This window comes from Pseudomonas sp. SCB32 (assembly GCF_009189165.1).
In the GTDB taxonomy this organism is placed as follows: Bacteria; Pseudomonadota; Gammaproteobacteria; order Pseudomonadales; family Pseudomonadaceae; genus Pseudomonas.
Genome location: NZ_CP045118.1, coordinates 2,594,661 through 2,618,233, shown reverse-complemented (window position 1 = coordinate 2,618,233; position 23,573 = coordinate 2,594,661). Strand labels below are relative to the sequence as shown.

The following is a 23,573-nucleotide window of genomic DNA, read 5'->3' as shown; positions in this document are numbered from 1 at the left end:
CGGACTCCGTCCGCGATGTTCCTGGCGCGGGGCTGATCGCGGACGGAGTCCGCTCCTGCGGGTGAGGCACGGCATTCGTAGGATGGGTAGAGCGAAGCGAAACCCATGCTGCCCGGTGCCACCTGGAATCGATGGGTTTCGCAGGCTCTACCCATCCTACGAGGACGTGTGGAGCGGCGCGTCCGCATCCTCCGCCTTGCGGTGCATCCACCGATACAACGCTGGCAGCACCAGCAGCGTCAGGGTGGTCGAGGACAGGATGCCGCCAATCACCACCGTCGCCAGCGGCCGCTGCACTTCCGCACCGGTGCCGGTTGCCAGGGCCATGGGCACGAAGCCCAGCGAGGCCACCAGCGCCGTCATCAACACCGGCCGCAATCGTGTCAGCGCCCCCTCGCGTATCGCCGCATCGAGGCTGCGACCCTCCTCCCGCAGGCTGCGTATAAAGGAGATCATCACCAATCCGTTGAGCACCGCCACGCCCGACAGCGCGATGAAACCAACACCGGCGGAGATCGACAGCGGAATGTCCCGCAGCCACAGCGCCACCACGCCGCCGGTCAGGGCGAAGGGAATGCCGGTGAACACCACCAGGCCGTCGCGCAGGTTGTTGAACATCATCATCAGCAGGGTAAAGACCAGTAGCAGCGCCACCGGCACCACGACCTGCAGGCGCTGCGCTGCCGATTGCAGCTGCTCGAACTGACCGCCCCAGGTGGTCCAGTAGCCGGCCTGCAGCTTCACCTGCCGGTCGATCTTCCCACTGGCCTCGGAAACGAACGAACCGATATCCCGCCCACGCACGTTCGCGCTGACCACCACCAGGCGCTTGCCGTTCTCGCGGCTGACCTGGTTCGGCCCCTGGATCAGCTCCAGGCGCGCCACTTCACCGAGGGTGATGAAGCCGATCCGTGTATCGGTGGCGCTGGCCGGAGCCGGCACCGGGATCAACATGCGCGACAGCGCGTCGATATCGCTGCGCAGGTTTTCCGGCAGGCGCACGATCAGGTCGAAGCGGCGGTCGCCCTCGAAAAGGGTGCCGGCCTGGCGACCGCCCACGGCCACCGCCACGGTGTCCTGGATGTCGCCGACGTTGAGGCCATAGCGGGCGGCGCGCTGGCGGTCGATGTTCACCGTGAGCACCGGCAGGCCGCTGGTCTGCTCGACCTTCACCTCGGACGAGCCCTGCACCCGGCGCAGCACCCCGGCGATCTGTTCGGCGGTCTGGTTGAGCACCGCCATGTCGTCGCCGAAGACCTTCACCGCCACGTCGCTGCGCACGCCGGATATCAGCTCGTTGAAGCGCAGCTGGATCGGTTGCGACAGCTCGTAGGCGCTACCCGGTACGCCGTTGGCCGCTTCCTGGATTTCCGCCTCCAGTTGCGCGCGGGTCTTGTTCGGGTCGGGCCACTGCTCCTTGGGTTTCAACATCACATAGGCGTCGGAGATATTCGGCGGCATCGGGTCGGAGGCGATCTCCGCGGTGCCGGTGCGGCTGAACATGCGCTCGGCCTCCGGCACCTTGGCCAGCACCTGCTGCTCCAGGCGTCCCTGCATGGCCACCGACTGCGACAGGCTGGTGCCCGGTGTGCGCAACGACTGCAGGGCGAAGTCGCCCTCGCCCAGGCTAGGCACGAACTCGCTGCCCATGCGGCTGGCCAGCAGCCCCGACAGCACCACCAGCACCGCGGCGCCGGCGAATACCCAGGCGCGCCGCGCCATCACCGCGTCCAGCACCGGCTCGTAGGCGCGGCGCGCACTGCGCATCAGCAGGTTTTCCTCTTCCTTGACCTTGCCGGTGATGAACAGCGCGATGGCCGCCGGCACGAAGGTGACCGAGAGGATCATCGCCCCCAGCAACGCCAGTACCACGGTGAAGGCCATGGGGTGGAACATTTTCCCCTCGACGCCGGTGAGGGCGAAGATCGGCAGGTACACCACCATGATGATCAGCTGCCCGTAGATCAGCGCCCGGCGCGCCTCCTTCGAGGCGGCGAAGACTTCATGCATTCGCTCGCTGCGGGTCAGCATGCGGCCGTGGTGCTGCTGGGCGTGGGCCAGGCGGCGGATGGCGTTCTCGACGATCACCACGGCGCCGTCGACGATGATGCCGAAGTCCAGTGCGCCCAGGCTCATCAGGTTGGCGCTGACGCGGTTGCTGAACATGCCGGTGAAGGTGAACAGCATGGCCAGCGGAATCACCATGGCTGTGATCAGCGCGGCGCGGATGTTGCCAAGGAACAGGAAGAGGATGGCGATCACCAGGATCGCGCCTTCGGTGAGATTGCGCTTGACCGTGGCGATGGCCTTGTCCACCAGTTGGGTGCGGTCGTAGACGGTGACGGCCTTCACCCCGGCCGGCAGGGTGCGGTTGATCTCGGTGAGCTTGTCGGCGGCGGCGCGGGCGACAGTGCGGCTGTTCTCGCCGATCAGCATGAACACGGTGCCGAGCACCACTTCGCGGCCATTCTCGGTGGCGGCGCCTGTACGCAGCTCGCGGCCAAGCTCCACCTCGGCGACATCGCGCAGGCGGATCGGCGTGCCGTCGACGTTGGCGACGACTATGTTGCCGATGTCCTCCAGGCTTTCCACCTGCCCCGGTGCGCGCACCAGCAGCTGCTCGCCGTTGCGCTCGATGTAGCCGGCGCCGACGTTGGCATTGTTGCGCTCCAGCGCGGCGACCACGTCGGCCAGGGTCAGGCGGTAGGCAGCGAGCCGGCGGGTATCCGGGGCCACCTGAAACTGCTTGGCGAAGCCGCCGATGCTGTTCACCTCGGCCACGCCGGGCACGTTGCGCAGCTGCGGCTTCACCACCCAGTCCTGGATCACCCGCAGGTCGGTCGGCGTGTAGGGCGTGCCGTCCTCCCTGCGCGCGCCCTCCTCGGCCTCGATGGTCCAGAGGAAGATTTCACCCAGGCCGGTGGAGATCGGCCCGAGGGCGGACTCCACGCCTTCGGGCAACTGTTCGCGGGCCTGCTGCAGGCGCTCGTTGACCAGTTGGCGGGCGAAGAACAGGTCGGTGCCGTCCGTGAAGATCACCGTCACCTGGGACAGCCCCGAGCGGGAAATCGAGCGGGTCTGCTGCAACCCCGGCAAGCCCGCCATCGCGGTCTCCACCGGATAGGTGACGCGCTGCTCGGTCTCCAGTGGGGTGAAGCCCGGCGCCGAGGTGTTGACCTGCACCTGCACGTTGGTGATGTCGGGCACCGCGTCGATGGGCAGCTTCTGGTAGCTGGCGATGCCGAGGCCGACCATGCCCAGTACGGCGAGCAGCACCAGGTAGCGTTGCTCGATGGCGAAACGAATGATGCGTTCGAACATGCTCGGGCCCCGTCAGTGCGCGTGGGAGGCCGAGCTTTTGCCCAGCTCGGATTTCAGGACGAAGCTGCCCTCGCCCGCCACCTGATCGCCCGCCGCGAGACCGGCGAGCACCTCCACCTTGCCGGCGCTGCGCAGGCCCAGGTCGACTGGGCGCACGGCAAAGCCTTCGGCGTTGCGCACGAACACGCAGGGCTTGCCTTCCACCTCCTGGATCGCCTGTTCCGGCACGGCCACCGGCACCGGCCGCGCGCGGTCGCTGACCCGCACGTTGACGAACAGGCCGGGGCGCCAGGCGCCGTCGGGGTTGGCCAGGGTGACGCGGGCCACGGCGCTGCGGGTCTGCTCGCCGAGCAGGTTGCCGACGTAACTCACGCGGCCCTCGACCTGCATGCCGAGGTCCGCCGCCTCGACCCGCGCCCGCTTGCCCACCTGCACCCGCGCCAGGTCCTGCGGGGCCACACTGAAAGTGGCCCAGACCCGCGACAGGTCCGACAGGGTGAAGGCCGCCGTGGCCTCGCTGACCACTTCACCCGGCACCAGATGCTTCTCCACCACCACGCCGTCGAACGGCGCGCGCAGTTCGTAACGGTTACCGCCGGCGCTAGCCGAGACGCCGCTCAGGGCGTTGGTTTTCTGCCTGGCGTTGGCCAGGGCGATCTGTGCCTCCTCCAGGTCCTGCCGTGCCTGCAGGTAGTCCTGCTCGGCGGATATCTTCTCGCGCCACAATTCGCGCTCGCGTTCGAAGGTCTTGCTCGCCAGGCTCACCCGGCGCTGGGCGGCGGCCAGCTCGCTGCGCAGTTCGGAGACCTGCTGGCTGGCGATCACCGCCAGCAGCGCGCCCTTCTTCACGCTCTGCCCCAGCTCCACCGCCACCGACTCCACCACCCCCGGCGTGCGCGGCACGACGTGGGCGGTGCGGTCTTCGTCAAAGCCGATTTCCCCCGGCAGGCTGAAGGCTTCGTCGAGCTGGCCGGGGCCTGCGGTCACCAACTGGATGCCGGCGGCGCCGATCTGCTCGGCGCTCAGGTGCAGGCCCTCGCCCTCGGGTTCGGCCGACTCGGCGTGGGCGTGCTCGCCGTCGGCGTGGCCGGCGGATTCGCTGTGGCTGGCCGGGGCGGAGCCGCCGTGGTGTTCGCCATCGGCATGGGCCGGGTCGTCCTGGTGCCCGGCGGGCGGGCGCTCGCCGATCTGCCAGGTGAAGGCGCTGACGCCCAGTACCGACGCCAGTATCAGGGCGCCGGCAAGGTGGGTTCTCTTGATCATGGGGACTCCGCGGAAGGTCCGGCGGCGACGCGCGGGCGTCAGCCGCCGGGACTGATGAATAGGTGATTCAGGTGCCGGATCAGGTCGTGGATGCACCAGTGGCCGGCAGGCCAGTGGCGGGTCGGCGCGGCAGCGGATGTCGCCAGGGCGAGCGCGACGCCCAGGCCGGCGCACCGGCAGCTAGGGCGACGCCGCGCCGACATCGCCGTAGACCCGCTCGATCCGGCCCCAGGCGTCGCTGACCTGGGCCAGGGCCTGGAGGTACTGGTCGCGGGCGGTGATCAGGGTGCGCTGGGCGTCGAGCACTTCGAGGAAGCCGAACTTGCCCATCTCGAAACCACGGGTGGCGCTTTCCACGGCGGTCTGCGCGCTGGGCAGGATGGTGCTGCGGAAGGCGTTCACCTCCACTTGTGCAGTGCTCCATTGCTGCAGCGCCTGCTGGGTTTCCTGGCGCAGGCGCAGTTCGGTGGCGTTGCGCAGGTCGCGCGCCTGGTCGGCGCGGCGGGCCTCGGCGAGGATGTTGCCCTGGTTACGGTCGAACAGCGGCAGCGGCACGCTCAGGCCGATCACCGCGATGCGGTCGGACACTCCATCCTCGATGGCCTCCTGGCTACCGAGGCTGACGTCGAGGTCGGGGATGCGCTGGGTCTTCGCCAGATTCAGCGCCGCTTCGCCCTCGTCGATACGGGTCTGCGCCAGGCGCATTTCCGCGCTGTCTTTCAGGCGGCTCAGCAGTTCGTCGCTGCTGGGCAGGCGCGGCAGGCGATCGGCGACGGCGCTGCGCACGGCGCTGAAGTCCGGCGTCGGCAGGCCCATCAGGGCGGCCAAGCCCTGGTAGGCATCGGCGCGCTCACGTCGGGCCCGCTCCTGCTCAAGGCGTACTTCGGCCAGTTGCACCTGGGCCCGATTGGCCTCCAGCGGCGCCGCCTTGCCGGCGCGCACCCGCCCTTCCGCCGCCGTCAGACCACGCTGCGCCAGCTCCACCGACTGCTGCGCCAGGCGTTCTCTCTCCTGGGCGCGCAAGGCGCCGTAGAAGCCGGAAATCACCGCGCCGCGCAGTTCATTGCGCCGCGCCTGCACGCCCAACGCGGCGGCATCCTGGCCGCGCTCGGCGAGGGCCACCCGCGCACCTCGCTTGCCGCCCAGCTCCAGCGGCTGGCTGATGCCGATGGTGGTAGTGCGGTTGGCGGACCCGGTGCCCTCCTGCTCCCAGGACAGGGTCGGGTTGGGCAGCAATCCGGCCTGTTCGCGCAGGCCTTGGGCGATACCGATGTCACGGCCGCTGGCAGCCAGGTCGGGGTTGTTGGCGAAAGCGGCTTGCAGGGCCTCGTCGACGCCGATCTCGCGGCCCTGGGCCAGGCCGCAGAACAGCAGCAGGCCGAGCACCCAACCCCCTCGGAAAACGCCTCCAGAACGACTCGAACGCACAGTGAACCTCACGCAGTGGATTTAACTTCGACGGCGCACCGTCATTTCCACCGGCAAATCTAGAAGCGTCTCTCTAGCGACAAGGTGACCGGATAATTACAAACATGTAATTGGTCAGCCGGCTCACTCTCGTTGTATGTATTTAAAAAAGGCGCAGCGCTGTTCCATGTAACTTCAGGAAACAATTGGCGAGTTCATCGCGCACTTCTACGACTTCTTAAATCCCAGACATCTCAGTGCCTTACAGAATCAATTCGCAACATTTAATCCATCTCCTGAGCTGTTGACCCTGAAGTCGCTACAGCTTTTAGACTGCGCGCCCTGTGCCTGCCGCGGCGAACTTTCCTGCCTGCCTGAAATAGCGCGGCGCCATTATTCGAGTCATTACCGGGTAACTATTCAATGAAGATCCTGCTCATCGAGGACGACCACAAGACAGCCGATTATCTGCAACAGGGACTGAGCGAAAGCGGCTATGTCGTCGACCACGCCGACAACGGCGTCGACGGCCTGCACCTGGCCCGGCAGTGCGCCTATGACCTGGTGGTCCTCGACGTGAACCTGCCGCAGATGGACGGCTGGGAAGTGCTCGCCAGCCTGCGCCAGCACAGCGACATCCGGGTGATGATGCTGACCGCGCGCGGCCGCCTCACCGAGCGGGTGAAAGGCTTTGACCTGGGTGCCGACGACTACCTGCTCAAGCCCTTCGAATTCCCCGAACTGCTGGTGCGGGTGCGTTCGCTGCTGCGCCGCAGCGAACGCATCGAACAGCCCCAGGTCTTGCAGATCGGCGGGCTGGAACTCGACCCCGGCCGCCACCGCGCCTACCGCGACAGCCAGCGCATCGACCTGACCAGCAAGGAGTTCGCCCTGCTGCACCTGCTGATGAGTCGCAGCGGTGAAGTGCTCTCGCGCACCCAGATCATCTCTCTGGTGTGGGACATGAACTTCGACTGCGACACCAACGTGGTGGAGGTCACCGTGCGCCGCCTGCGCGCCAAGATCGACGATCCCTTCGCGGACAAGCTGATCCACACCCTGCGCGGCGTCGGCTACGTGCTGGAGGCGCGAACATGAGGCCGGCCAGCCTTTCGTTGCGCATCGGCCTGTGGGTCGGCCTGTTCGGCTCGGTGCTGATGTTCCTGCTGGTGACGCTGGCGTATCTCGCGCTCGATCACCAGCTGGATGTCCGCGCTGTGCGAGCTCTGGACGACAAGCTCGGGCAACTGCGCCACAGCCTGGACGTCGACCCCGGCCTCGCCGCGCTGCCGCTGCGCGGCTACGCATTGAAGGACCAGCTGATGGGGCACGACAACCTGAGCGCCACGCTGCTGGCGATAAGGCACGGCCAGCTGGCGCTGTTCAACAGTGGCCGGGAGGCGGACCTCGCCACCCTGGATGATTTTGCCGGCAATGGCCGGCCCTTCGGCTGGGGCACCGAGGATGGCCGTCGCCTGCTGACCGGGCGGAGCCAGGTACAGCTGCGCGATGGCAGCACCGTGCGGGTCTTCCTGACCCTCGATCGCCGTGATGACGACGCGTTGCTCGGCGCCTTCCTGCGCTCCGCGCTGCTGGCGATGCTGCCTCTGCTGTTGCTCATCGCGTTCGGCGCGCGCCTGGTGGCCAAACGCGGCCTGCAACCCTTGCGGCGCTTCGGCAAGGTCGCCTCGCTGGTGTCCACCGAAGACCTCAGCCACCGCATGCCGGTACAACGCCTGCCCCGTGAACTGGGCGACACTGCGCGGGCGCTGAACCTGATGCTGCACCGACTGGATAATGGCGTGCAGCAGCTCACCCAGTTCTCCGATGACCTCGCCCACGAATTGCGCTCGCCGATCAGCAACCTGCTGGGCAAGGCCCAGGTGACGCTGTCACGGCCACGGGAGAATGCGGAATACGAAGCCGTGCTGGCCTCGGGCATCGAGGAGCTGGAGCGGGTCACGCGCATCGTCAGCGACATGCTGTTCCTGGCTCAGGTCAGCCACCCCAAGGCGCTGCTGCCAAGGGAGCCGGTACGGCTGGACGAGGAAGCGCGGAAGGTCGCCGAGCTGTTCGCCTTCAGCGCCGAAGAGAAGGCCCTGGCGATCGAGATCGACGGCCACGGCTGGGTGCTGGGCGAGCGCCTGATGATCCAGCGCGCCATTTCCAACCTGCTGTCCAACGCCATCCGCCACACTCCCGAGGGCGGGCGCATCCGGGTGCGGGTCGAAGGCAATCAGGAGACGGTGGCGCTGCAGGTGGAGAATCCCGGCGCCGGTATCGCGCCGCAGCACCTGGAGCACCTGTTCGAGCGGTTCTACCGGGTAGACAAGGGGCGCTCGCGTGCCGACGGCGGCACCGGGCTGGGGCTGGCCATCGTGCGCTCGATCATGGAGCTGCACCAGGGCACGGCCAGCGCCGAGAGTTCGGTGGAAGGCCCGACGCGTTTCCGCCTGGCGTTTCCACCCTTGCCCGAATGAATCATGCCGGACCCGCTCAGCGGGTGGTGCGACAGGCCACCCGCTCGGCGCGGTACTCGACGGTCTGCAGGTCGCCGAAGGAGTCCTCGTAGCGCATCTGCACCGGCACCACGCCACAGTCGCTGCTCATGGGCGTCACCGCCACCACCTTGGCGATGTCCAGGTTCATGCCGTAGGTGTACTGCTTCACCTCGGCCATCTGCTCCGGGCCCGGCTGGTTCGCCTTCATCACCAGCATGCGCGCCTGCTCCATGCGGGCGAAGGTGATGTCGCCGCCGCCATCGGCCAGCGCCAGGGAGGAAGTGCCCAGCAGGGCGGTCAGCAGAAATACGCGTTGCAGTTTCATGGTCGTCACCTCGTCGGTGTGGTCTGGAGAATGACTCCACCTTAAGGCGCCGTCCCTAACGGCAAGCTGAGGCGAGCATGACGATTCGGTAATCCATCCCCAATCAGCCGTTGACCTTCCCCCATGGGAAGGCTCTACACTGCGCGCCATGACCCGCCGTCTGCGTCTGTTCATCGTCCTCCTGCTCAGCCTTGCGCTTCCTCTCACCGGGATGGCGGGCATCGAGGCGCCGACCGAACCCTGCCCGATGCAGAGCATGGGCATGGGCCAGATGGCGGGCATGGACCAGGACTGCTGCCAGGACATGGGCAAGATGACCCAGCACGGCAAGAAGGACTGCAAGAGCGGCGAGGAATGCAAGACCGGCAGCCTGCTGCAGGTCAGCGTCCTGAAGACCGCGCCTCCCGCCGTCACGCTCCCACGCCCAGCGCCCTATACCGATCCGATCCTCAGCCAGGCACCCTCCGAGCTCTGGCGCCCTCCCTGCGCCTGATTCCTCTCCCGAACTGAACCCTGCCCGCGGCCCTGACGGCTGCCGGGTGGCTTGCGCTCATGCGCTGGTTTTCCAGAGGAATCCTCACCGTGACTCACGTCCGACTCCACCCCGGCTGGCTGCTGCTTGCGCTGCTGCCGGGCCTGTCGGCGCAGGCTGCGTCCCTGTCACTGGACGACGCCCTGTTGCTGGCCGAACGCAACGCCCCTTCCCTGCTCGCGCAGAGCGAGAAGGTCGCGGCGGCGAAAAGTGCCGCCATCCCCGCCGGAGAGCTGCCCGACCCCAAGCTCAACCTCGGTTTGCAGAACGTCCCCATCGAGGGTGACGAGCGCTGGACCACCCAGCGCGACAACATGTCCATGCAGGTGGTGGGCCTGACGCAGGAGATGCCCAACGGCGACAAGCGCAAGGCCCGCGTCGAGACCGCGCAGGCCGCCGTCGAGCGTGCCGATGCCGAGGCCGGGGTCGAACGCCTGAAGGTCCGCAGTGCTTCGGCACAAGCCTGGATCGCGGCCTATACGCTGCAACGCAAGCTGGCGATGTTCGACGACTTCTACCGCGAGAACCGCCTGCTCGACGCGACCGTCCGCGCACGCCTGGCCGGCGGTAGCGCGAATACGGTGGATACGGTGGCGCCGCGCCAGGAAGCCGCGCTGCTGGACGAGCAGAAGGACGACCTGCTGCGCCAGGAAGCCCAGGCGCGCGCCGCGCTCAAGCGCTGGATCGGCCAGGACGCGCCGCAGGCCCTGAGTGGCGACTTCCCGCATTGGTCCATCGACGCCTCTCATTCCCTGCAATCGCTCCACCAGCACCCGGAGCTCGCCGCCTACGGGCCGATGACCCGCGAGGCCGAAGCCCTGGTGCGCGAGGCCGTGGCGGAGAAGAAACCGGACTGGAGCTGGGAAGTGGACTACCAGCGCCGTGGCCGCGAGTTCGGCGACATGATGACGCTGCAGGTGATCTTCGACCTGCCGCTGTTCACCGGCACCCGCCAGGGCCCGAAGATCGCTGCGCGGCGCGCCCAGGTGCGCCAGCTGGAGGCCGAGCGCGACGCGCTGGCCCGTGAGCACGAGCAGGCGCTGGAGGACGATCTGGCCGAATACCGCCGCCTGCAACGCGCCGTCGAGCGCGGCAGCGGCACCCTGGTGCCGCTGGCCGAGGAGAAGGTGCGCCTGGCCACCGCCGGCTATCGCGCCGGCAAGAGCGGGCTCGATGAGGTGGTCAGCGCCCGCCAGCAACTGGTCGAGGCGCGGCTCAGACAGATCGACCTGCAAGGCTCCCTGGCACAAGTCGCCGCACGTCTCTACTTCACCTACGAGGAGGAACGCGCATGAGCCGTTTCCCCTGGAATACCTCCGCACTCTTGATCCTCACCCTGGCCGTCGGCGGCGCTGGCGGCTACTGGCTGGCCCGCAAGGCCCAGGCGCAGGCACCGCTGGTTTCGGCCACCCCGGAGCGCAAGCCGCTGTACTGGTACGACCCGATGGTCCCGCAGCAGCACTTCGATGCGCCGGGCAAGTCGCCGTTCATGGACATGCAGCTGGTGCCCAAGTACGCCGACGACGCCACTGCCGCCGACAGCGCGCCAGCGGTGCGCATCGAGCCGGGTATCCAGCAGAACCTCGGCGTGCGCCTGGCCAGCGTCACCCGTGGCAAGCTCGACCGCACATTGCAGGTCAGTGGCGTACTGGCCTTCAACGGCCGCGACGTGGCGCTGCTGCAGGCCCGCGCCGGCGGCTTCGTCGAGCGTACCTATTCGCGCGCGCCGGGCGATGTGGTGGCCGCCGGAGCGCCGATTGCCGACGTGCTGGTGCCGGAATGGGCGGCGGCGCAGGAAGAGTTCATCGCCTTGCGCCACGCAGGCGAGCCGGCACTGCTGGCGGCGGCGCGCCAGCGGTTGCTGCTGGCCGGCATGCCGAATGGACTCGTGCAGCAGATCGAGCGCAGCGGCAAGGTCCAGCCCGTGACGACCCTGAACGCGCCGATTGCCGGGGTGATCCGTGAACTGGAGGTGCGCCCCGGCATGACCCTGTCGGCCGGCGCGCCCCTGGCGCGGATCAATGGCCTGGGGCATGTCTGGCTGGAGGCCGCCGTGCCGGAGGTGCAAGCCGCGGGCCTCAAGGTCGGCCAGTCGGTCGATGCCCGCCTGCCGGCGCTTGCCGGCCATCCGGTGACCGGCACGCTGGCGAGCATCCTGCCGGAAAACGACCAGCAGAGCCGCACCCTGCGCCTGCGCATCGAACTGCCCAACCCGGACGGGCAACTGCGCCCCGGCATGACCGCCCAGGTCAGCCTCGACCTGGCCGGCCAGGCCGACGTGCTGCAGATCCCCAGCGAAGCGGTGATTCGCACCGGCAAGCGCAACCTGGTGATGCTGGCGGAAGACCAGGGGCGCTTCCGCCCGGTTGAAGTCCGTCTCGGCCAGGAGAGCGATGGCCTGGTGGCGGTCCTGCAAGGCCTGGAGGAAGGCCAGCGGGTGGTCGCCTCCGGGCAGTTCCTGATCGATTCGGAAGCCAGCCTGAAAGGCATCGAGGCGCGCACGGCGGACGAACCCGCGTGGACGATGACCAAGCCCGCCGTGCATGAGGCGGACGGCCGCATCGTGGAAATCACCGCGCAAGGCATGACCATCAGCCACGGCCCGTTCAACACCCTGGGCATGCCCGGCATGACCATGACCTTCGCCCTCGCCCGCCCCGAGCTGGCGGCCGGCCTGAAACCCGGCGACCGCATCCGCTTCGGTGTCAGCCAGGGCGATGCGGGGCTGGTGATCGAGCAGGTCCGCACGCAGGAGCAGCAGCCATGATCACGAAGCTCATACGCTGGTCGGTGGCCAACCGTTTCCTGGTGCTGCTGGCCACGCTGTTCATCGTCGCCTGGGGCCTCTGGTCGCTGCGCAGCACGCCGGTCGATGCGCTGCCGGACCTCTCCGACGTGCAGGTGATCATCCGCACCAGCTACCCGGGACAGGCGCCGCAGATCGTCGAGAACCAGGTCACCTACCCGCTGGCCACCACCATGCTGTCGGTGCCTGGCGCGAAGACCGTGCGCGGGTTCTCCTCCTTCGGCGACAGCTTCGTCTACGTGCTGTTCGAGGACGGCACCGACCTCTACTGGGCGCGCTCGCGGGTGCTGGAATACCTGAACCAGGTGCAGTCGCGCCTGCCGGCCTCCGCGAAGACCGCGCTCGGCCCGGACGCCACCGGGGTCGGCTGGATTTACCAGTACGCCCTGGTCGACCGCACGGGCCGGCATGACCTCGCCCAACTGCGCGCCTTGCAGGACTGGTTCCTCAAGTTCGAGCTGAAGACGGTGCCGGATGTGGCCGAAGTCGCCACCGTCGGCGGCATGGTCCGCCAGTACCAGGTGCTGCTCGACCCGGTGCGCCTCGCCAGCCTGGGCATCACGCAAAGCCAGGTGATCGAGGCCATCGGCAAGGCCAACCAGGAAACCGGCGGCGGCGTGCTCGAACTCGGCGAGGCGGAGTTCATGGTGCGCGCCTCGGGCTACCTGAAGACCCTCGCCGATTTTCGCGCGATCCCCCTGCGCCTGGCCGCCAACGGCAGCCCGGTGACCCTGGGCGACGTGGCCAGCATCCAGCTCGGCCCGGAAATGCGCCGGGGCATCGGCGAGCTGGACGGCGATGGCGAAGCGGTCGGCGGGGTGATCGTGCTGCGCAGCGGCAAGAACGCCCGCGAAGCCATCCTCCGGGTGAAGGACAAGCTGGAGGCGCTGAAGAAGAGCCTGCCCGAGGGCGTGGAGATCGTCACCACCTACGACCGCAGCCAGCTGATCGACCGCGCGGTGTCCAACCTCAGCCACAAGCTGATCGAGGAGTTCCTGGTGGTTGCGCTGGTCTGCGCGGCCTTCCTCTGGCACCTGCGCTCGTCGCTGGTGGCCATCGTCTCGTTGCCGGTGGGCGTGCTCATTGCGCTGATCGTCATGCGCCACCAGGGGATCAACGCCAACATCATGTCCCTGGGCGGCATTGCCATCGCCATTGGCGCGATGGTCGACGCGGCGGTAGTAATGATCGAGAACGCGCACAAGCGGGTCGAGGCCTGGCAGGAGAAGCACCCCGGCACGCCGCTGGTGGGCGAGCAGCACTGGAAGGTGATGACCGAGGCGGCGGCGGAGGTCGGCCCGGCGTTGTTCTTCAGCCTGTTGATCATCACCCTGTCGTTCATTCCGGTGTTCACCCTGCAGGCCCACGAAGGCCGGCTGTTCGGCCCGCTGGCGTTCACCAAGACCTACGCCATGGCCGGGGCCGCCGGGCTTTCCGTGACCCTGGTGCCGGTACTGATGGGCTACTGGATTCGCGGCCGCCTGCCCTCGGAGCAGCGCAACCCGCTCAACCGCTGGCTGATCCGCCTCTACCAACCCGCGCTCGATGCGGTGCTGCACCGGCCGCGCATGACGCTGGCTGCCGCCGTGCTGGTCTTCCTCTCCGGGCTCTGGCCGCTGTCCCACCTGGGCGGCGAGTTCCTGCCGCCGCTGGACGAAGGCGACCTGCTGTACATGCCCTCTGCCCTGCCCGGCCTGTCCGCACAAAAGGCTTCGGAGCTGCTGCAGAGCACCGACCGCCTGATCAGGAACGTACCGGAAGTCGCCAGCGTGTTCGGCAAGGCCGGACGCGCCGAGTCCGCCACCGACCCGGCGCCACTGGAGATGTTCGAGACGACGATCCGCTTCAAGCCGAAGGACGAGTGGCGGCCGGGCATGACCAGCGAAAAACTGGTGGAGGAACTGGACCGCGTGGTGAAGGTGCCGGGCCTGACCAACATCTGGATTCCGCCGATCCGCAACCGCATCGACATGCTCGCCACCGGCATCAAGAGCCCCATCGGGGTGAAGGTCGCCGGCACCGACCTCGCCGAGATCGACCGCGCCACCCAGGCGGTGGAACGGGTCGCCAAGGGCATTCCGGGCGTCAGCTCGGCACTCGCCGAACGCCTCACCGGCGGGCGCTACATCGACGTCGACATCGACCGCCAGGCGGCGGCCCGCTACGGCATGAACATCGCCGACGTGCAGGCCATCGTCAGCAGCGCCATCGGCGGCGAGAACGTCGGCGAAACGGTGGAAGGCCTCGCCCGCTACCCGATCAACGTGCGCTACCCGCGCGAGTGGCGCGACTCGGTCGATGCGCTGCAGCAGTTGCCGATCTACACCGCCCAGGGCGGCCAGATCACCCTCGGCAGCGTGGCGCGGGTGCGCATCAGCGAGGGACCGCCGATGCTCAAGAGCGAGAACGCCCGCCTTTCCGGCTGGGTCTACGTCGACGTGCGCGGCCGCGACCTGGCCTCGGTGGTGGCGGACCTGCGCCAGGCGGTGGAGCGCGACGTGCGGCTCGCGCCGGGCATGAGCCTGAGCTACTCCGGCCAGTTCGAGTACCTGGAACGCGCCAACGCCCGGCTCAAGCTGGTAGTGCCGGCGACCCTGGCCATCATCTTCGTGCTGCTCTACCTGACCTTCGGCCGCTTCGACGAGGCCGTGCTGATCATGGCGACCCTGCCCTTCGCCCTCACCGGCGGGGTGTGGCTGCTGTACCTGATGGGCTTCAACCTGTCGGTGGCCACCGGGGTCGGCTTCATCGCCCTGGCCGGGGTCGCGGCGGAGTTCGGGGTGATCATGCTGGTCTACCTGAAGAACGCCTGGGCCGAACGCCCGGACGCCGGCAGTCCCGACGCGCTGCTCGCGGCCATCCGCGAAGGCGCGGTGCAGCGCGTACGCCCCAAGGCCATGACCGTGGCCGTGATCGTCGCCGGCCTGCTGCCGATCCTCTGGAGCAGCGGCACCGGCAGCGAGGTGATGAGCCGCATCGCCGTGCCCATGGTCGGCGGCATGATCACCGCGCCGCTGCTCTCCCTGTTCGTCATCCCCGCCGCCTACTGGCTGATGCGTCGTCGTCAGACCGCTGCGGCAACCCAACCCCACCCAGGAGAAATTGCATGAATACCCCACTGATCAGCGCCGGCGCCCTGCTGCTCACCCTGTCCTTTTCCGCCACTGCCGAAGACATGCCGGGCATGAAGATGGACGGTATGAACATGGACGGCATGGCCATGGAAAGCACCCAGGCCGCCCCCACCGCCAGCGCGGAAGGCACCATCAAGGCCATCGACGGCGAGCGCCATACCGTCACCCTCGCCCATGGCCCGGTGGCGGCGCTGCACTGGCCGCCCATGACCATGGCGTTCAAGACCACGCCGGGCCAGCTGGACGGACTGCAGGTCGGCGACAAGGTGGCCTTCGAGTTCCGCAACGGCAATGACGGCGCCGCGATCATGAGCATCCGCAAGCAGTGATCCAGCAATGAAGCGAAACCTGTCCGTCGCGTTAGCGGCGGACAGGTTTCATCGGTCACTCGCCACATTTGAACGGCGCGCATCGTTATTCAACAAAAATCGCACTAAAAGAACTTTATATTCCATCCAGTTATCAAGTAGACCGATTCATTCTTTCTCCGCCTACCCCGCTTCCTGCCAGACTCGGCCTCGCCGACGGGCCACCCCCGCGGCTCTATCGCGGGCCCCTCACACCCTGAACGCCCGCTCTCGATCATAGGGAAACGCGCCGGATTGGCGCGTTCCGAAAGGAGCTGGAAATCCATGAAGAAACTCACTGCCGTTACCGCCCTCGCCCTGGCCGTGCTCTCCGGCCTGGCCCACGCCGACCGCCTGGAAGACATCAAGAAGGCCGGCGTGCTGCGAGTCGCCGCGTTCGACAGCAACCCGCCGTTCGGCTTCGTCGATGCCAAAAGCAAGCAGATCGAAGGCCTGGACGTGGATTACGCCAAGGCCCTGGCCGACAAGCTGGGGGTAAAGCTGCAAGTGCTGCCGACCAACCCGGCCAACCGCATCCCGCTGCTGACCGCGAACAAGGTCGACCTGGTGCTGGCCAACTTCACCATCACCCCCGAGCGCGCCCAGCAGGTGGACTTCAGCATCCCCTACTTCTCGTCCGGCCAGCAGTTCATCGTCAAGAAGGGCAGCCTGAAATCGCCGGAAGACCTGAACAAATGGCGCGTCGGCGTGGACAAGGGCACGGTCAACGAAGGCGTGCTGCGGGAGAAATTCCCCGGCGCCAAGGTCATCGCCTACGACGACACCCCCTTCGCCTTCACCGCCCTGCGCAACGGCCAGGTGCAGGCCATCACCCAGGACGGCCCGAAGCTGATCGGCCTGCTGGCCAACGTGCCGGACAAGGACAAGTACGAAGTGCCACCCTTCACCATCTCCAACGACCTGATCGGCGTCGGCATTCCCAAGGGCGAGACGGCCCTGACCGAGTTCGTCAACCAGAGCCTCACGGACCTGGAGGCCAACGGTCAGGCGCAGAAGATCTACGACAGCTGGTTCGGCCCGGACACCAAGACCCCGCTGGCCCGCCTCTACAGAATCGGCGACAAGAGCTGATCCCAGCGCGTCACCGCACGCCCCACCTCGTGGGGCGTTGTCGTTCTTCCCTCTGATGGACTCTCACGATGTTCGGCGAACCGCTCGCCCAAACCTACCTGAGCTGGCTGCTCGACGGCTTCCTGCTCACCCTGGGTATTTCCCTGTTCTGCTGCGCTCTTGCCACCGGGCTCGGCGCGCCGCTGGCCGTGGCCCGGCAGGCGAAATCCCGCTGGCTGGCGTGGCCGGCGCGGGCCTACCTGGCGCTGTTCCGCAACACGCCGCTGCTGGTGCAGCTGTTCTTCTGGTACTTCGGCGTGCCGGCACTGTTGCCGGAAGACTTCGTGGTCTGGCTCAACACGCCCCATGAACTGGGCGGGCTGAGCTGGCCGTCCTTCGAATTCCTCGCTGCCGCCTGGGGCCTGACGCTCTACACCACCGCCTTCATCGCCGAGGAGTTCCGCGCCGGCATCGCCTCGGTCAGCCCTCAGCAACGCGAGGCCGGCATGGCGCTGGGGCTGCGGCCGCTGCAAGTGTGGCGCTGGGTGATCCTGCCGCAGGCGCTGCGCACCGCGCTGCCGCCGCTGATGGGGCAATACATGAACGCGCTGAAGAACTCCTCGCTAGCTATGGCCATCGGGCTTGCCGAGCTGTCCTACGCCTCGCGGCAGGTGGAGACGCAGACTTTCAAGACCTTCCAGGCCTTCGGCATCGCCACCTTGCTGTACATCGGCGCCATCGCGCTGATCGAGGCGCTGGGCCAGGCGCTCCAGCAGACCCGCCGCTATCGCCAGGGAGCCTGACATGGATTTCACCGTCATCCAGGACAACCTGTCCTACTTCCTCCTGGGCGCCTATCCCGACGGTCCGCTGGGCGGCGCGGCGCTGACCGTGATTCTCGCGCTGACCTCGGGCATCGCTTCGGCGGTGCTCGGCCTTACGCTGGGCGTCGCACTCTCGGTGCTGCGCGGCAAACCACGCCTGCTGCTGGTGGCGTTCCTCGGATTCTTCCGCGCCATCCCGGTGCTGATGCTGATCTTCTGGACCTACTTCCTGCTGCCCATCGTCCTGCACATCGACGTGCCGGCGCTGGGCACGGTGGTCTGCGCGCTGTCGCTGATCGGCGGCGCCTATCTCGCCCACTCGGTGCACGCCGGCATCGAGAGCCTGCCCAAGGGCCAGTGGGACGCCGCCCGCGCCCTCGGCCTGCGGCCCTGGCAGGTGCTGCGCCTGGTGATCCTGCCGCAGGCGCTGCCGATCATGTTGCCGTCCTTCCTCAACCAGTGGGTCTCGCTGATCAAGGACACCTCGCTGGCCTACGTGATCGGCGTCGGCGAGTTGTCCTTCGTCGCCACCCAGGTGAGCAACCGGGTGATGGTGCATCCCACGGAAGTCTTCCTGTTCGTCGCCCTGCTCTACTTCGTGTTGTGTTCGGCGCTGGACCTGCTGGCGGCGCTGTTTACCGATAAACAGCAAAGGTGCATATAAGGAATCGATGCCGGTGCCGCTCGCTCCTGTCGGCCCCTCCTCCAGGCCAGGTCAGCCATTTCCCAAGAACCTGAGTGACGTGGCGGAGTCGTACCCGAAGGCGAAACAAGATCGGCACGATCTTATAAAATAGACGCACGTTACTCGCTTTAAGCAGCTCATTATTGAATTTTGCCGTCACGATCGCTTTCGGAAATGAACCGCGACAGGCAACAGAATCCCGAAACGCCGGACGGCGTGGACAGGTAGGAAAGGAAAGAGAAAGGAAGTTACGCAGGACACAAACGACGCGGGCCCAAGGTGCGTCAACACCTTGAGCCCGCTAACCACAAGCAGCTATCTAGGAGCTGAATATGGCTAACGCCAATGATACGTCACGCCCCGCTATAACTGAACGCACCACCAGCCACGGCTTCATCCCGCTGGCAACGACGTCACAACACAGCTACTTCCCCCGCGACGCCACGCTGTTCCTGAAAACGGATGCGCCCGCCGATGCCTTGTTCGACGCGGCGGAAGATCGTCTCGGTGCGGTCATCGAGTTGTTGGTCGTGCTGGAAAGGATCAATCAGGACGATATGCCGATCCGCAACGTCTTCCAGATCAGCCGCGCGCTGCTCTTGCTGGTTTCCGATGCGTAGTCGTTGTACCAGGCTGATCACGAGCAGAGACGAGGGCGTCTGACGCAGTGAGATGAACTCAATCCCCGGCACTCGCCGGGGATTTTTCTATTCATCGAAGTCACCTATGGCGCCTGACGACCCATCACGCATATTCCGGGAAAGTACCTACGCCACGGTAAGCCGCTGTATGACAAGGCCCTGCTCTTCACTACCGCCTTCGCTCAGGCAAGAGGTGTGCGGTGACGTGGTGGCAGTGGTTATGGTGTGTCCTGCGACGGTGGTTGATCGTGTTTTGGCGACCCGTGCGGCAGGAGAAACGTGAGGGCTGGAAACACCCCCAGGCGAAAGCGTCCATCCGCACGGCACGCAAACCCGCGTGGATCATCGACGAGCTGATTCGGCTCAAGGCGCTGATGCCCACTGCGGGGTGCCGGCGGATGGCCGATACCTTCAATCGGTTGCATGCCCAACGGCGGCAGATAACCGTCAGCAAATCCTTTGTCGCCTATATGCTGCGTCGTGAGCGCTATGCCGTGGAGTGCAAACGACGAGAGCTTCGAAGACTCAAACCAAGCACCTCCATACGAAACACCGTGTGGGCACTGGACCTGACGGGCAAGCAGGATATCCACGGGCAACGTCACAACATCCTTGGCCTGATCGATCACGGCACCCGCCGGCTACTCGATCTGCGAGCGTTACCGGACAAATCCGCCTGGACGCTACTGGAGTATCTATTCCTGGCCATCGGGCAATACGGCAAACCCCAAGCGATTCGCACAGACAATGAGCGCGTGTTTACCGGGAAGGTTTTTACTCAAGTAGTGAGGTGGGCCGGCATTCGCCACCAGCGCAGCGAAGTCGGTTGTCCCTGGCAGAACGGCAGAATCGAGCGGTTATTCGGCACGCTCAAACGCAAGCTGGATCAATGGCACGTAGCAAATGGCGAGCAGTTGCAGACCGCGTTGCAGACATTCGGCTTCTGGTACAACGCGGTGCGCCCGCATCAGAGCCTGAATGGACGAACACCACTGGAAGCCTGGAGCGGGGTCGATCCTTACCAGCGAATACCGAAACGAGTGGAATGGTTCGAAGCCTGGGAGGGATTGCTTACCGGTTTTTATCTGAGCGGATAGCCGACACCGGATTGCCGCAAAAGGAACATCACCTGTCCACGGAACAGGTGAATTCGGCTGACCAGGCAGCGGAAAACTCAGGAAATCGAGGCTTTTACACAGAGAAAGTCAGTCGAAAAACCGACAGGCGGAAGGTAGCGACACGGGATTTCGGCGATCCGCTCACGAAAAACCACCCCGCCAACTGGCGGGGAAATTGGTTTGGACACTTGGACGGGACAACGCTTGGACGGGACAGACAACGGGACACAACACTAATGACGACCATTTATGTAAATAAACCATGTTCCAATCCCCGCAACCACCCCACCAACACACCCCATCTTCAAGATCATATACATGTCAAATAACTCGTAATCTATAGAGAACCCCCCATTAGAATCGACACTCACCGAATGTACAAATTGCAGGAAGGCGGCAAGTAAAGCGCCACCAACAAAGTACGTGACTACCAGAAACAAAAGGAGGAGAACTCTTCTAACTATCAACACTTAGTTACCCCTATTCTTTAAATTCTCCAGAAGCAAGTAGTTTGAATATTCAGATCCCATCCCACCAAATATACCCCCAGAAATCCCTGGAGCTGCGCTCATACTCGTTTCTCTAAGCAGGTAAGAGCCAGGGAAGAGTGGAACCTCCGAATACTTAAGCGCATTAGCGCTATTACCACCCAAACCAAAATACCTACTAACAATATCCCCCTCAAGCCTACCTGCAATGGCACTTCCCAACCCGAAGCCCAGCGCAGACCCAGCAGCAGCGCCAAGTACAGAATTCACAGAGTTCTGCCCATTGAGCTGACTTGCAATATAAGCTCCACCCATATTGGTCTGCACTGTAGGCGTCAGCGACTGACCAGCAGACATTCCGCCAGTTACACCAGAAGCCATAAAGCCTACCCAGTCGAATTTATCGCCTGTATTCCCCGTCGCAAGCTGTACGCCACCATTAGCGACCATCCCTAGTCCCACACCGGTTGCAATGGACTTGGTTGATGCGTTGGTCAGGTTCACCAAGCCGCCAGACAGCAACATGAAATTCTCAGTCTGCGAGGCGAAGGCCAAGGCTTTCGACAGCGTATCGGTATGATTATTTATGTACTGCAAGTCCTGACCATTCTCATACTGGACCATCATCCTGACGTTCTCATTTTCAATACCACCGAAGAAGGCCGGCAATGAGGCATCTGCCGTATACAAGCCTGTCTTTACCAAGTCCTTGGTATAGTCGGCGCAAGCCACAGGATTTTTCTCGCATTGCAGCTTCATTTTCTGACGATTTTCTTCATTCAGAGAAACATATTTTTCAATAACCTTCTGACAATCGCCGACCTTCGTGCATTCCTGCATTTCTTGGTCAAACGCTTTGACTTGGTTGCCGCTCAGGAAGTTATTCTCCACCGCCGTCTTCCCAGCGCCCGCTGCCGCCACCGCACCAGCGCTATCGCCGGTCGCCAGTCCACCTGCAATCCCCGCTGCCAGGGTGGAGAGCGCGGAGACGATCTGCCGCTCAGATTCCGTCAGGTCTTGAGGACTCTTGTTCGGGTAGAGGCTTGCAGCGATCAGTTCACCGGTAGCCGCTCCGGCTGCGCCGGCTATCGCCACGCAGGTCGAGCGCGCCCTTGGCACTGATTACGCCGCTCTGACGGTTGTCGAGACTGTGCGCGGCAACGTTCAGCGTGCGGTCGGTGACCAACTTGCCGCCCAGGTTGTTCAGGGTGGTGCTGATGACAGTCACGGCGCCCGCGCTGGAAAGCGTGCCGGCACGGTTGTCGACCTGGGCGGCGCTGAGGTTCACGGCGCCTTCGCTGAGCAATTGGCCGCCCTGGCTGTTGTCCAGGCTGCGGCCATCGAGGTTCAGGCCGCCCTGCCCGACCAGGCTGCCCGCGCGGTTTACCAGGCTGTCGCCCTGCCAGTGCAGGAGGCCATCGCTGGCGATACGGCCCGCGCTGTTGTCGACGCTGGCGGCACGCAGGTTCAAGGCGCCGCGACTGTCCAGTGCATTGGCCTGGACATCGAGCGGGCCACGGCTCGAGACCCGCCCGCCGCTCTGGTTGCTCAGCTGGCCCGCGCGCAGGTGTTGCGCGCCTTCGCTGATCAGCTTGCCGTTCTGGCTGTTGTCCAGCGTGCCGCTGACCTGGGCCGCCAACGTGCCCCGGCTGGACAGGGTGCCCTGCTGGTTGTCGAGGCTGGCCAGGTCGAGGTTGAGTGACTGCTCGGCGCTGAACAGGCCGAAGCGGTTGTCCAGCGCGCCGCCACGGACCTGGATGAACGGCGCGCCGACCTGGCCGCCGATATTGCTCAGTTGCTGGCCGGAGAGGCTCAGGGCGTTGGCAGCCAGCACGCGGCCCTGGTTGTTGTTCAGGGTGGTGGCGCTGAGCGTGGTGTTGGCCCCGCGCAGGCTGCCAACCGGGTTGTCGAGGGCGCCGCTGGCGCTGATATCGAGGTTGCGGCTGGCGACCACGCTGCCGCTGTTGCGCAGGGTCTGGCTGTTGATCGCCACGTCGCCCTGGGTGTTGCGGCTGTTGTCCGAGTTGACCCCGGCTTCGACGATGCCGTTGTTGCTGACCTGGGCACCCTGCAATTGCACGCGGGAGCCCGCCGCCAGTTGGCCGCTGTTACTCAATTGTCCGTTGGCCGTCAGTTCGACCGCCCCCGCCGCGTAGGCCGGGCCTGTGACGGCGATGTCCTGCGCCTTGGCACGCAGGCTGCCGACAGTGCTGGTCTGGGCCAGGCTCAGTTGGCCGTTGGCATCGAGCTGGATATCGCCGGCGCTGGCGGCCAGGTTGCCGGCCAGCTTCACCCCCACGCCCTGCTCGGTGCCCACCAGGCGGATGGCTCCCGCGTACATGCCACCCAGCGCCGAACTGTCGATGGCCAGTTGCGGCTTGGCGCTGCCGTTGTCGGCCTTGGCGCTGGCGGCGAGGGTCTCGGCGTCCACCTGGTTGCGGCCGGTCACCACGGTCAGCTGGTTGGCGTACAGCTCGGCATTGAGTCTGGCGCTGCGGGTGATCAGCTCGAACTGGTCGAGGTTGCCGGCATTGAGGCCGGCGCCCTCGATGGCGATCTCGCCGCCGTCGACGTCATAACCCTGCAGGCGCCCGCCGTTGAGGACCGGCCTGCCGGTGGTGAGGGTGGCGCGCGGGGTGTTGATGAAACCGCAGCCGTTGCAAGTGATGCCGTGCGGGTTGGCGACGATCACATGGGCCGACTGGCCGGCGACCTCGGTGTAGCCGCGCAGCTGCGAGCGATTGGCCCCGGTGACCTCGTTGAGGATCTTGGTAGCGGCGGCACCCTTCAGGTTCGGGTTGCCGATGATGATCCCGCCCAGCTGGGTGGACTGGGTCTTGCCGGTGGCGTTGTTGAGGATCAGGCCGTTCTGGCCGACGTTGTAGTCGGAAAATTTATTGTGAGACAGACCCGCGCCATTGGGCGTGGCGATATTCACCACCGGCACGCCATTGCCCGCCACACCCAGCTGGGTATTGCCGCCCGCCGCCGCATCCACCGCCAGCTCGGCCGCTGCCGCGACGAGGGGGTTGAGGATCAGCAGGCCAGACAAGACGCTGGCAATCAGTTTGCAGGCGGGCTGGCGAATGTCCATTTTGCGCGTCTCGTCA

The 23,573-nt window shown here is 65.8% G+C and carries 18 protein-coding genes; 12 read left to right on the top strand and 6 right to left on the bottom strand.

The annotated features are described in order from the left end of the window. Positions 1 to 156 precede the first annotated feature (156 nt). From GA645_RS12335 to GA645_RS12325, 3 genes are all read right to left on the bottom strand, one after another. Entirely contained in the window at positions 157 to 3,321 is a 3,165-nt protein-coding gene (locus GA645_RS12335; protein ID WP_152223122.1) for a CusA/CzcA family heavy metal efflux RND transporter, read from the bottom strand. A gap of 12 nt (positions 3,322 to 3,333) precedes the next feature. Then, a complete protein-coding gene (locus GA645_RS12330; RefSeq protein WP_152223120.1) occupies positions 3,334 to 4,584 on the bottom strand; it encodes an efflux RND transporter periplasmic adaptor subunit in 1,251 nt (416 codons plus the stop codon). Between the two features lie 180 nt (positions 4,585 to 4,764). Beyond that, positions 4,765 to 5,970: a TolC family protein gene (locus GA645_RS12325; protein ID WP_152223118.1), complete on the bottom strand. Its 1,206-nt coding sequence runs from the start codon at positions 5,968 to 5,970 to the stop codon at positions 4,765 to 4,767. A 444-nt stretch (positions 5,971 to 6,414) separates the two neighbouring features. Here GA645_RS12325 and GA645_RS12320 point away from each other — a divergent pair, with 444 nt between their 5' ends. Together GA645_RS12320 and GA645_RS12315 are read left to right on the top strand one after the other, a co-directional pair. After that, positions 6,415 to 7,089 carry a heavy metal response regulator transcription factor gene (locus GA645_RS12320; RefSeq protein ID WP_152223116.1) on the top strand — a complete coding sequence of 225 codons (675 nt, stop codon included), beginning with the start codon at positions 6,415 to 6,417 and terminating at the stop codon, positions 7,087 to 7,089. Then, positions 7,086 to 8,471 (top strand): heavy metal sensor histidine kinase, encoded by a 1,386-nt coding sequence (locus GA645_RS12315; RefSeq protein ID WP_152223114.1) that lies wholly within the window; start codon positions 7,086 to 7,088, stop codon positions 8,469 to 8,471. The genes GA645_RS12320 and GA645_RS12315 overlap by 4 nt, the downstream gene beginning before the upstream one ends. A 16-nt stretch (positions 8,472 to 8,487) precedes the next feature. On the opposite strand, the gene GA645_RS12310 is transcribed toward GA645_RS12315, so the two are convergent. Beyond that, positions 8,488 to 8,817 carry a DUF2790 domain-containing protein gene (locus GA645_RS12310; RefSeq protein WP_152223112.1) on the bottom strand — a complete coding sequence of 110 codons (330 nt, stop codon included), beginning with the start codon at positions 8,815 to 8,817 and terminating at the stop codon, positions 8,488 to 8,490. Positions 8,818 to 8,965: 148 nt separating this feature from the next. On the opposite strand from GA645_RS12310, the gene GA645_RS12305 reads away from it, so the two are divergent. The 10 genes from GA645_RS12305 (at position 8,966) to GA645_RS12260 (ending at position 19,954) form a co-directional block, all read left to right on the top strand. Then, positions 8,966 to 9,310: a hypothetical protein gene (locus GA645_RS12305; protein ID WP_152223111.1), complete on the top strand. Its 345-nt coding sequence runs from the start codon at positions 8,966 to 8,968 to the stop codon at positions 9,308 to 9,310. An 89-nt stretch (positions 9,311 to 9,399) separates the two neighbouring features. Next, positions 9,400 to 10,644, top strand: coding sequence for a TolC family protein (locus tag GA645_RS12300; protein ID WP_152223109.1), 1,245 nt, complete (start codon positions 9,400 to 9,402; stop codon positions 10,642 to 10,644). Beyond that, the gene (locus GA645_RS12295; RefSeq protein WP_152223107.1) at positions 10,641 to 12,116 is read left to right on the top strand and encodes an efflux RND transporter periplasmic adaptor subunit; all 1,476 of its coding nucleotides are present in this window, start codon (positions 10,641 to 10,643) and stop codon (positions 12,114 to 12,116) included. The genes GA645_RS12300 and GA645_RS12295 overlap by 4 nt, the downstream gene beginning before the upstream one ends. Beyond that, on the top strand, positions 12,113 to 15,265 hold the full coding sequence (locus GA645_RS12290; protein ID WP_152223105.1) for an efflux RND transporter permease subunit: 3,153 nt from the start codon (positions 12,113 to 12,115) through the stop codon (positions 15,263 to 15,265). Before GA645_RS12295 ends, GA645_RS12290 begins: the two co-directional genes overlap by 4 nt. After that, positions 15,262 to 15,618, top strand: coding sequence for a copper-binding protein (locus tag GA645_RS12285; protein ID WP_152223103.1), 357 nt, complete (start codon positions 15,262 to 15,264; stop codon positions 15,616 to 15,618). The genes GA645_RS12290 and GA645_RS12285 overlap by 4 nt, the downstream gene beginning before the upstream one ends. 303 nt (positions 15,619 to 15,921) lie before the next feature. Next, positions 15,922 to 16,728 carry an ABC transporter substrate-binding protein gene (locus tag GA645_RS12280; RefSeq protein WP_152223101.1) on the top strand — a complete coding sequence of 269 codons (807 nt, stop codon included), beginning with the start codon at positions 15,922 to 15,924 and terminating at the stop codon, positions 16,726 to 16,728. A gap of 68 nt (positions 16,729 to 16,796) precedes the next feature. Then, on the top strand, positions 16,797 to 17,510 hold the full coding sequence (locus GA645_RS12275; protein ID WP_152223099.1) for an amino acid ABC transporter permease: 714 nt from the start codon (positions 16,797 to 16,799) through the stop codon (positions 17,508 to 17,510). A gap of 1 nt (position 17,511) precedes the next feature. Beyond that, a complete protein-coding gene (locus tag GA645_RS12270; protein ID WP_152223097.1) occupies positions 17,512 to 18,195 on the top strand; it encodes an amino acid ABC transporter permease in 684 nt (227 codons plus the stop codon). Positions 18,196 to 18,548: 353 nt separating this feature from the next. Continuing rightward, positions 18,549 to 18,836: a hypothetical protein gene (locus tag GA645_RS12265; protein ID WP_152223096.1), complete on the top strand. Its 288-nt coding sequence runs from the start codon at positions 18,549 to 18,551 to the stop codon at positions 18,834 to 18,836. Positions 18,837 to 19,105: 269 nt separating this feature from the next. Next, entirely contained in the window at positions 19,106 to 19,954 is an 849-nt protein-coding gene (locus GA645_RS12260; RefSeq protein ID WP_152223094.1) for an integrase core domain-containing protein, read from the top strand. 491 nt (positions 19,955 to 20,445) lie between these two features. On the opposite strand, the gene GA645_RS12255 is transcribed toward GA645_RS12260, so the two are convergent. Both GA645_RS12255 and GA645_RS12250 read right to left on the bottom strand, forming a co-directional pair. After that, entirely contained in the window at positions 20,446 to 21,558 is a 1,113-nt protein-coding gene (locus tag GA645_RS12255; protein ID WP_178119526.1) for a VENN motif pre-toxin domain-containing protein, read from the bottom strand. Continuing rightward, on the bottom strand, positions 21,521 to 23,557 hold the full coding sequence (locus tag GA645_RS12250) for a filamentous hemagglutinin N-terminal domain-containing protein (protein ID WP_152223090.1): 2,037 nt from the start codon (positions 23,555 to 23,557) through the stop codon (positions 21,521 to 21,523). The genes GA645_RS12255 and GA645_RS12250 overlap by 38 nt, the downstream gene beginning before the upstream one ends. Positions 23,558 to 23,573 lie beyond the last annotated feature (16 nt).

What these genes read in the sequence shown, in the direction of transcription:
- GA645_RS12335 (WP_152223122.1), bottom strand. Translation starts at nt 3,321, where the DNA reads ATGTTCGAACGCATCATTCGTTTCGCCATCGAGCAACGCTACCTGGTG.
- GA645_RS12330 (WP_152223120.1), bottom strand. Translation starts at nt 4,584, where the DNA reads ATGATCAAGAGAACCCACCTTGCCGGCGCCCTGATACTGGCGTCGGTA.
- GA645_RS12320 (WP_152223116.1), top strand. Translation starts at nt 6,415, where the DNA reads ATGAAGATCCTGCTCATCGAGGACGACCACAAGACAGCCGATTATCTG.
- GA645_RS12315 (WP_152223114.1), top strand. Translation starts at nt 7,086, where the DNA reads ATGAGGCCGGCCAGCCTTTCGTTGCGCATCGGCCTGTGGGTCGGCCTG.
- GA645_RS12310 (WP_152223112.1), bottom strand. Translation starts at nt 8,817, where the DNA reads ATGAAACTGCAACGCGTATTTCTGCTGACCGCCCTGCTGGGCACTTCC.
- GA645_RS12305 (WP_152223111.1), top strand. Translation starts at nt 8,966, where the DNA reads ATGACCCGCCGTCTGCGTCTGTTCATCGTCCTCCTGCTCAGCCTTGCG.
- GA645_RS12295 (WP_152223107.1), top strand. Translation starts at nt 10,641, where the DNA reads ATGAGCCGTTTCCCCTGGAATACCTCCGCACTCTTGATCCTCACCCTG.
- GA645_RS12290 (WP_152223105.1), top strand. Translation starts at nt 12,113, where the DNA reads ATGATCACGAAGCTCATACGCTGGTCGGTGGCCAACCGTTTCCTGGTG.
- GA645_RS12285 (WP_152223103.1), top strand. Translation starts at nt 15,262, where the DNA reads ATGAATACCCCACTGATCAGCGCCGGCGCCCTGCTGCTCACCCTGTCC.
- GA645_RS12280 (WP_152223101.1), top strand. Translation starts at nt 15,922, where the DNA reads ATGAAGAAACTCACTGCCGTTACCGCCCTCGCCCTGGCCGTGCTCTCC.
- GA645_RS12275 (WP_152223099.1), top strand. Translation starts at nt 16,797, where the DNA reads ATGTTCGGCGAACCGCTCGCCCAAACCTACCTGAGCTGGCTGCTCGAC.
- GA645_RS12270 (WP_152223097.1), top strand. Translation starts at nt 17,512, where the DNA reads ATGGATTTCACCGTCATCCAGGACAACCTGTCCTACTTCCTCCTGGGC.
- GA645_RS12265 (WP_152223096.1), top strand. Translation starts at nt 18,549, where the DNA reads ATGGCTAACGCCAATGATACGTCACGCCCCGCTATAACTGAACGCACC.
- GA645_RS12250 (WP_152223090.1), bottom strand. Translation starts at nt 23,557, where the DNA reads ATGGACATTCGCCAGCCCGCCTGCAAACTGATTGCCAGCGTCTTGTCT.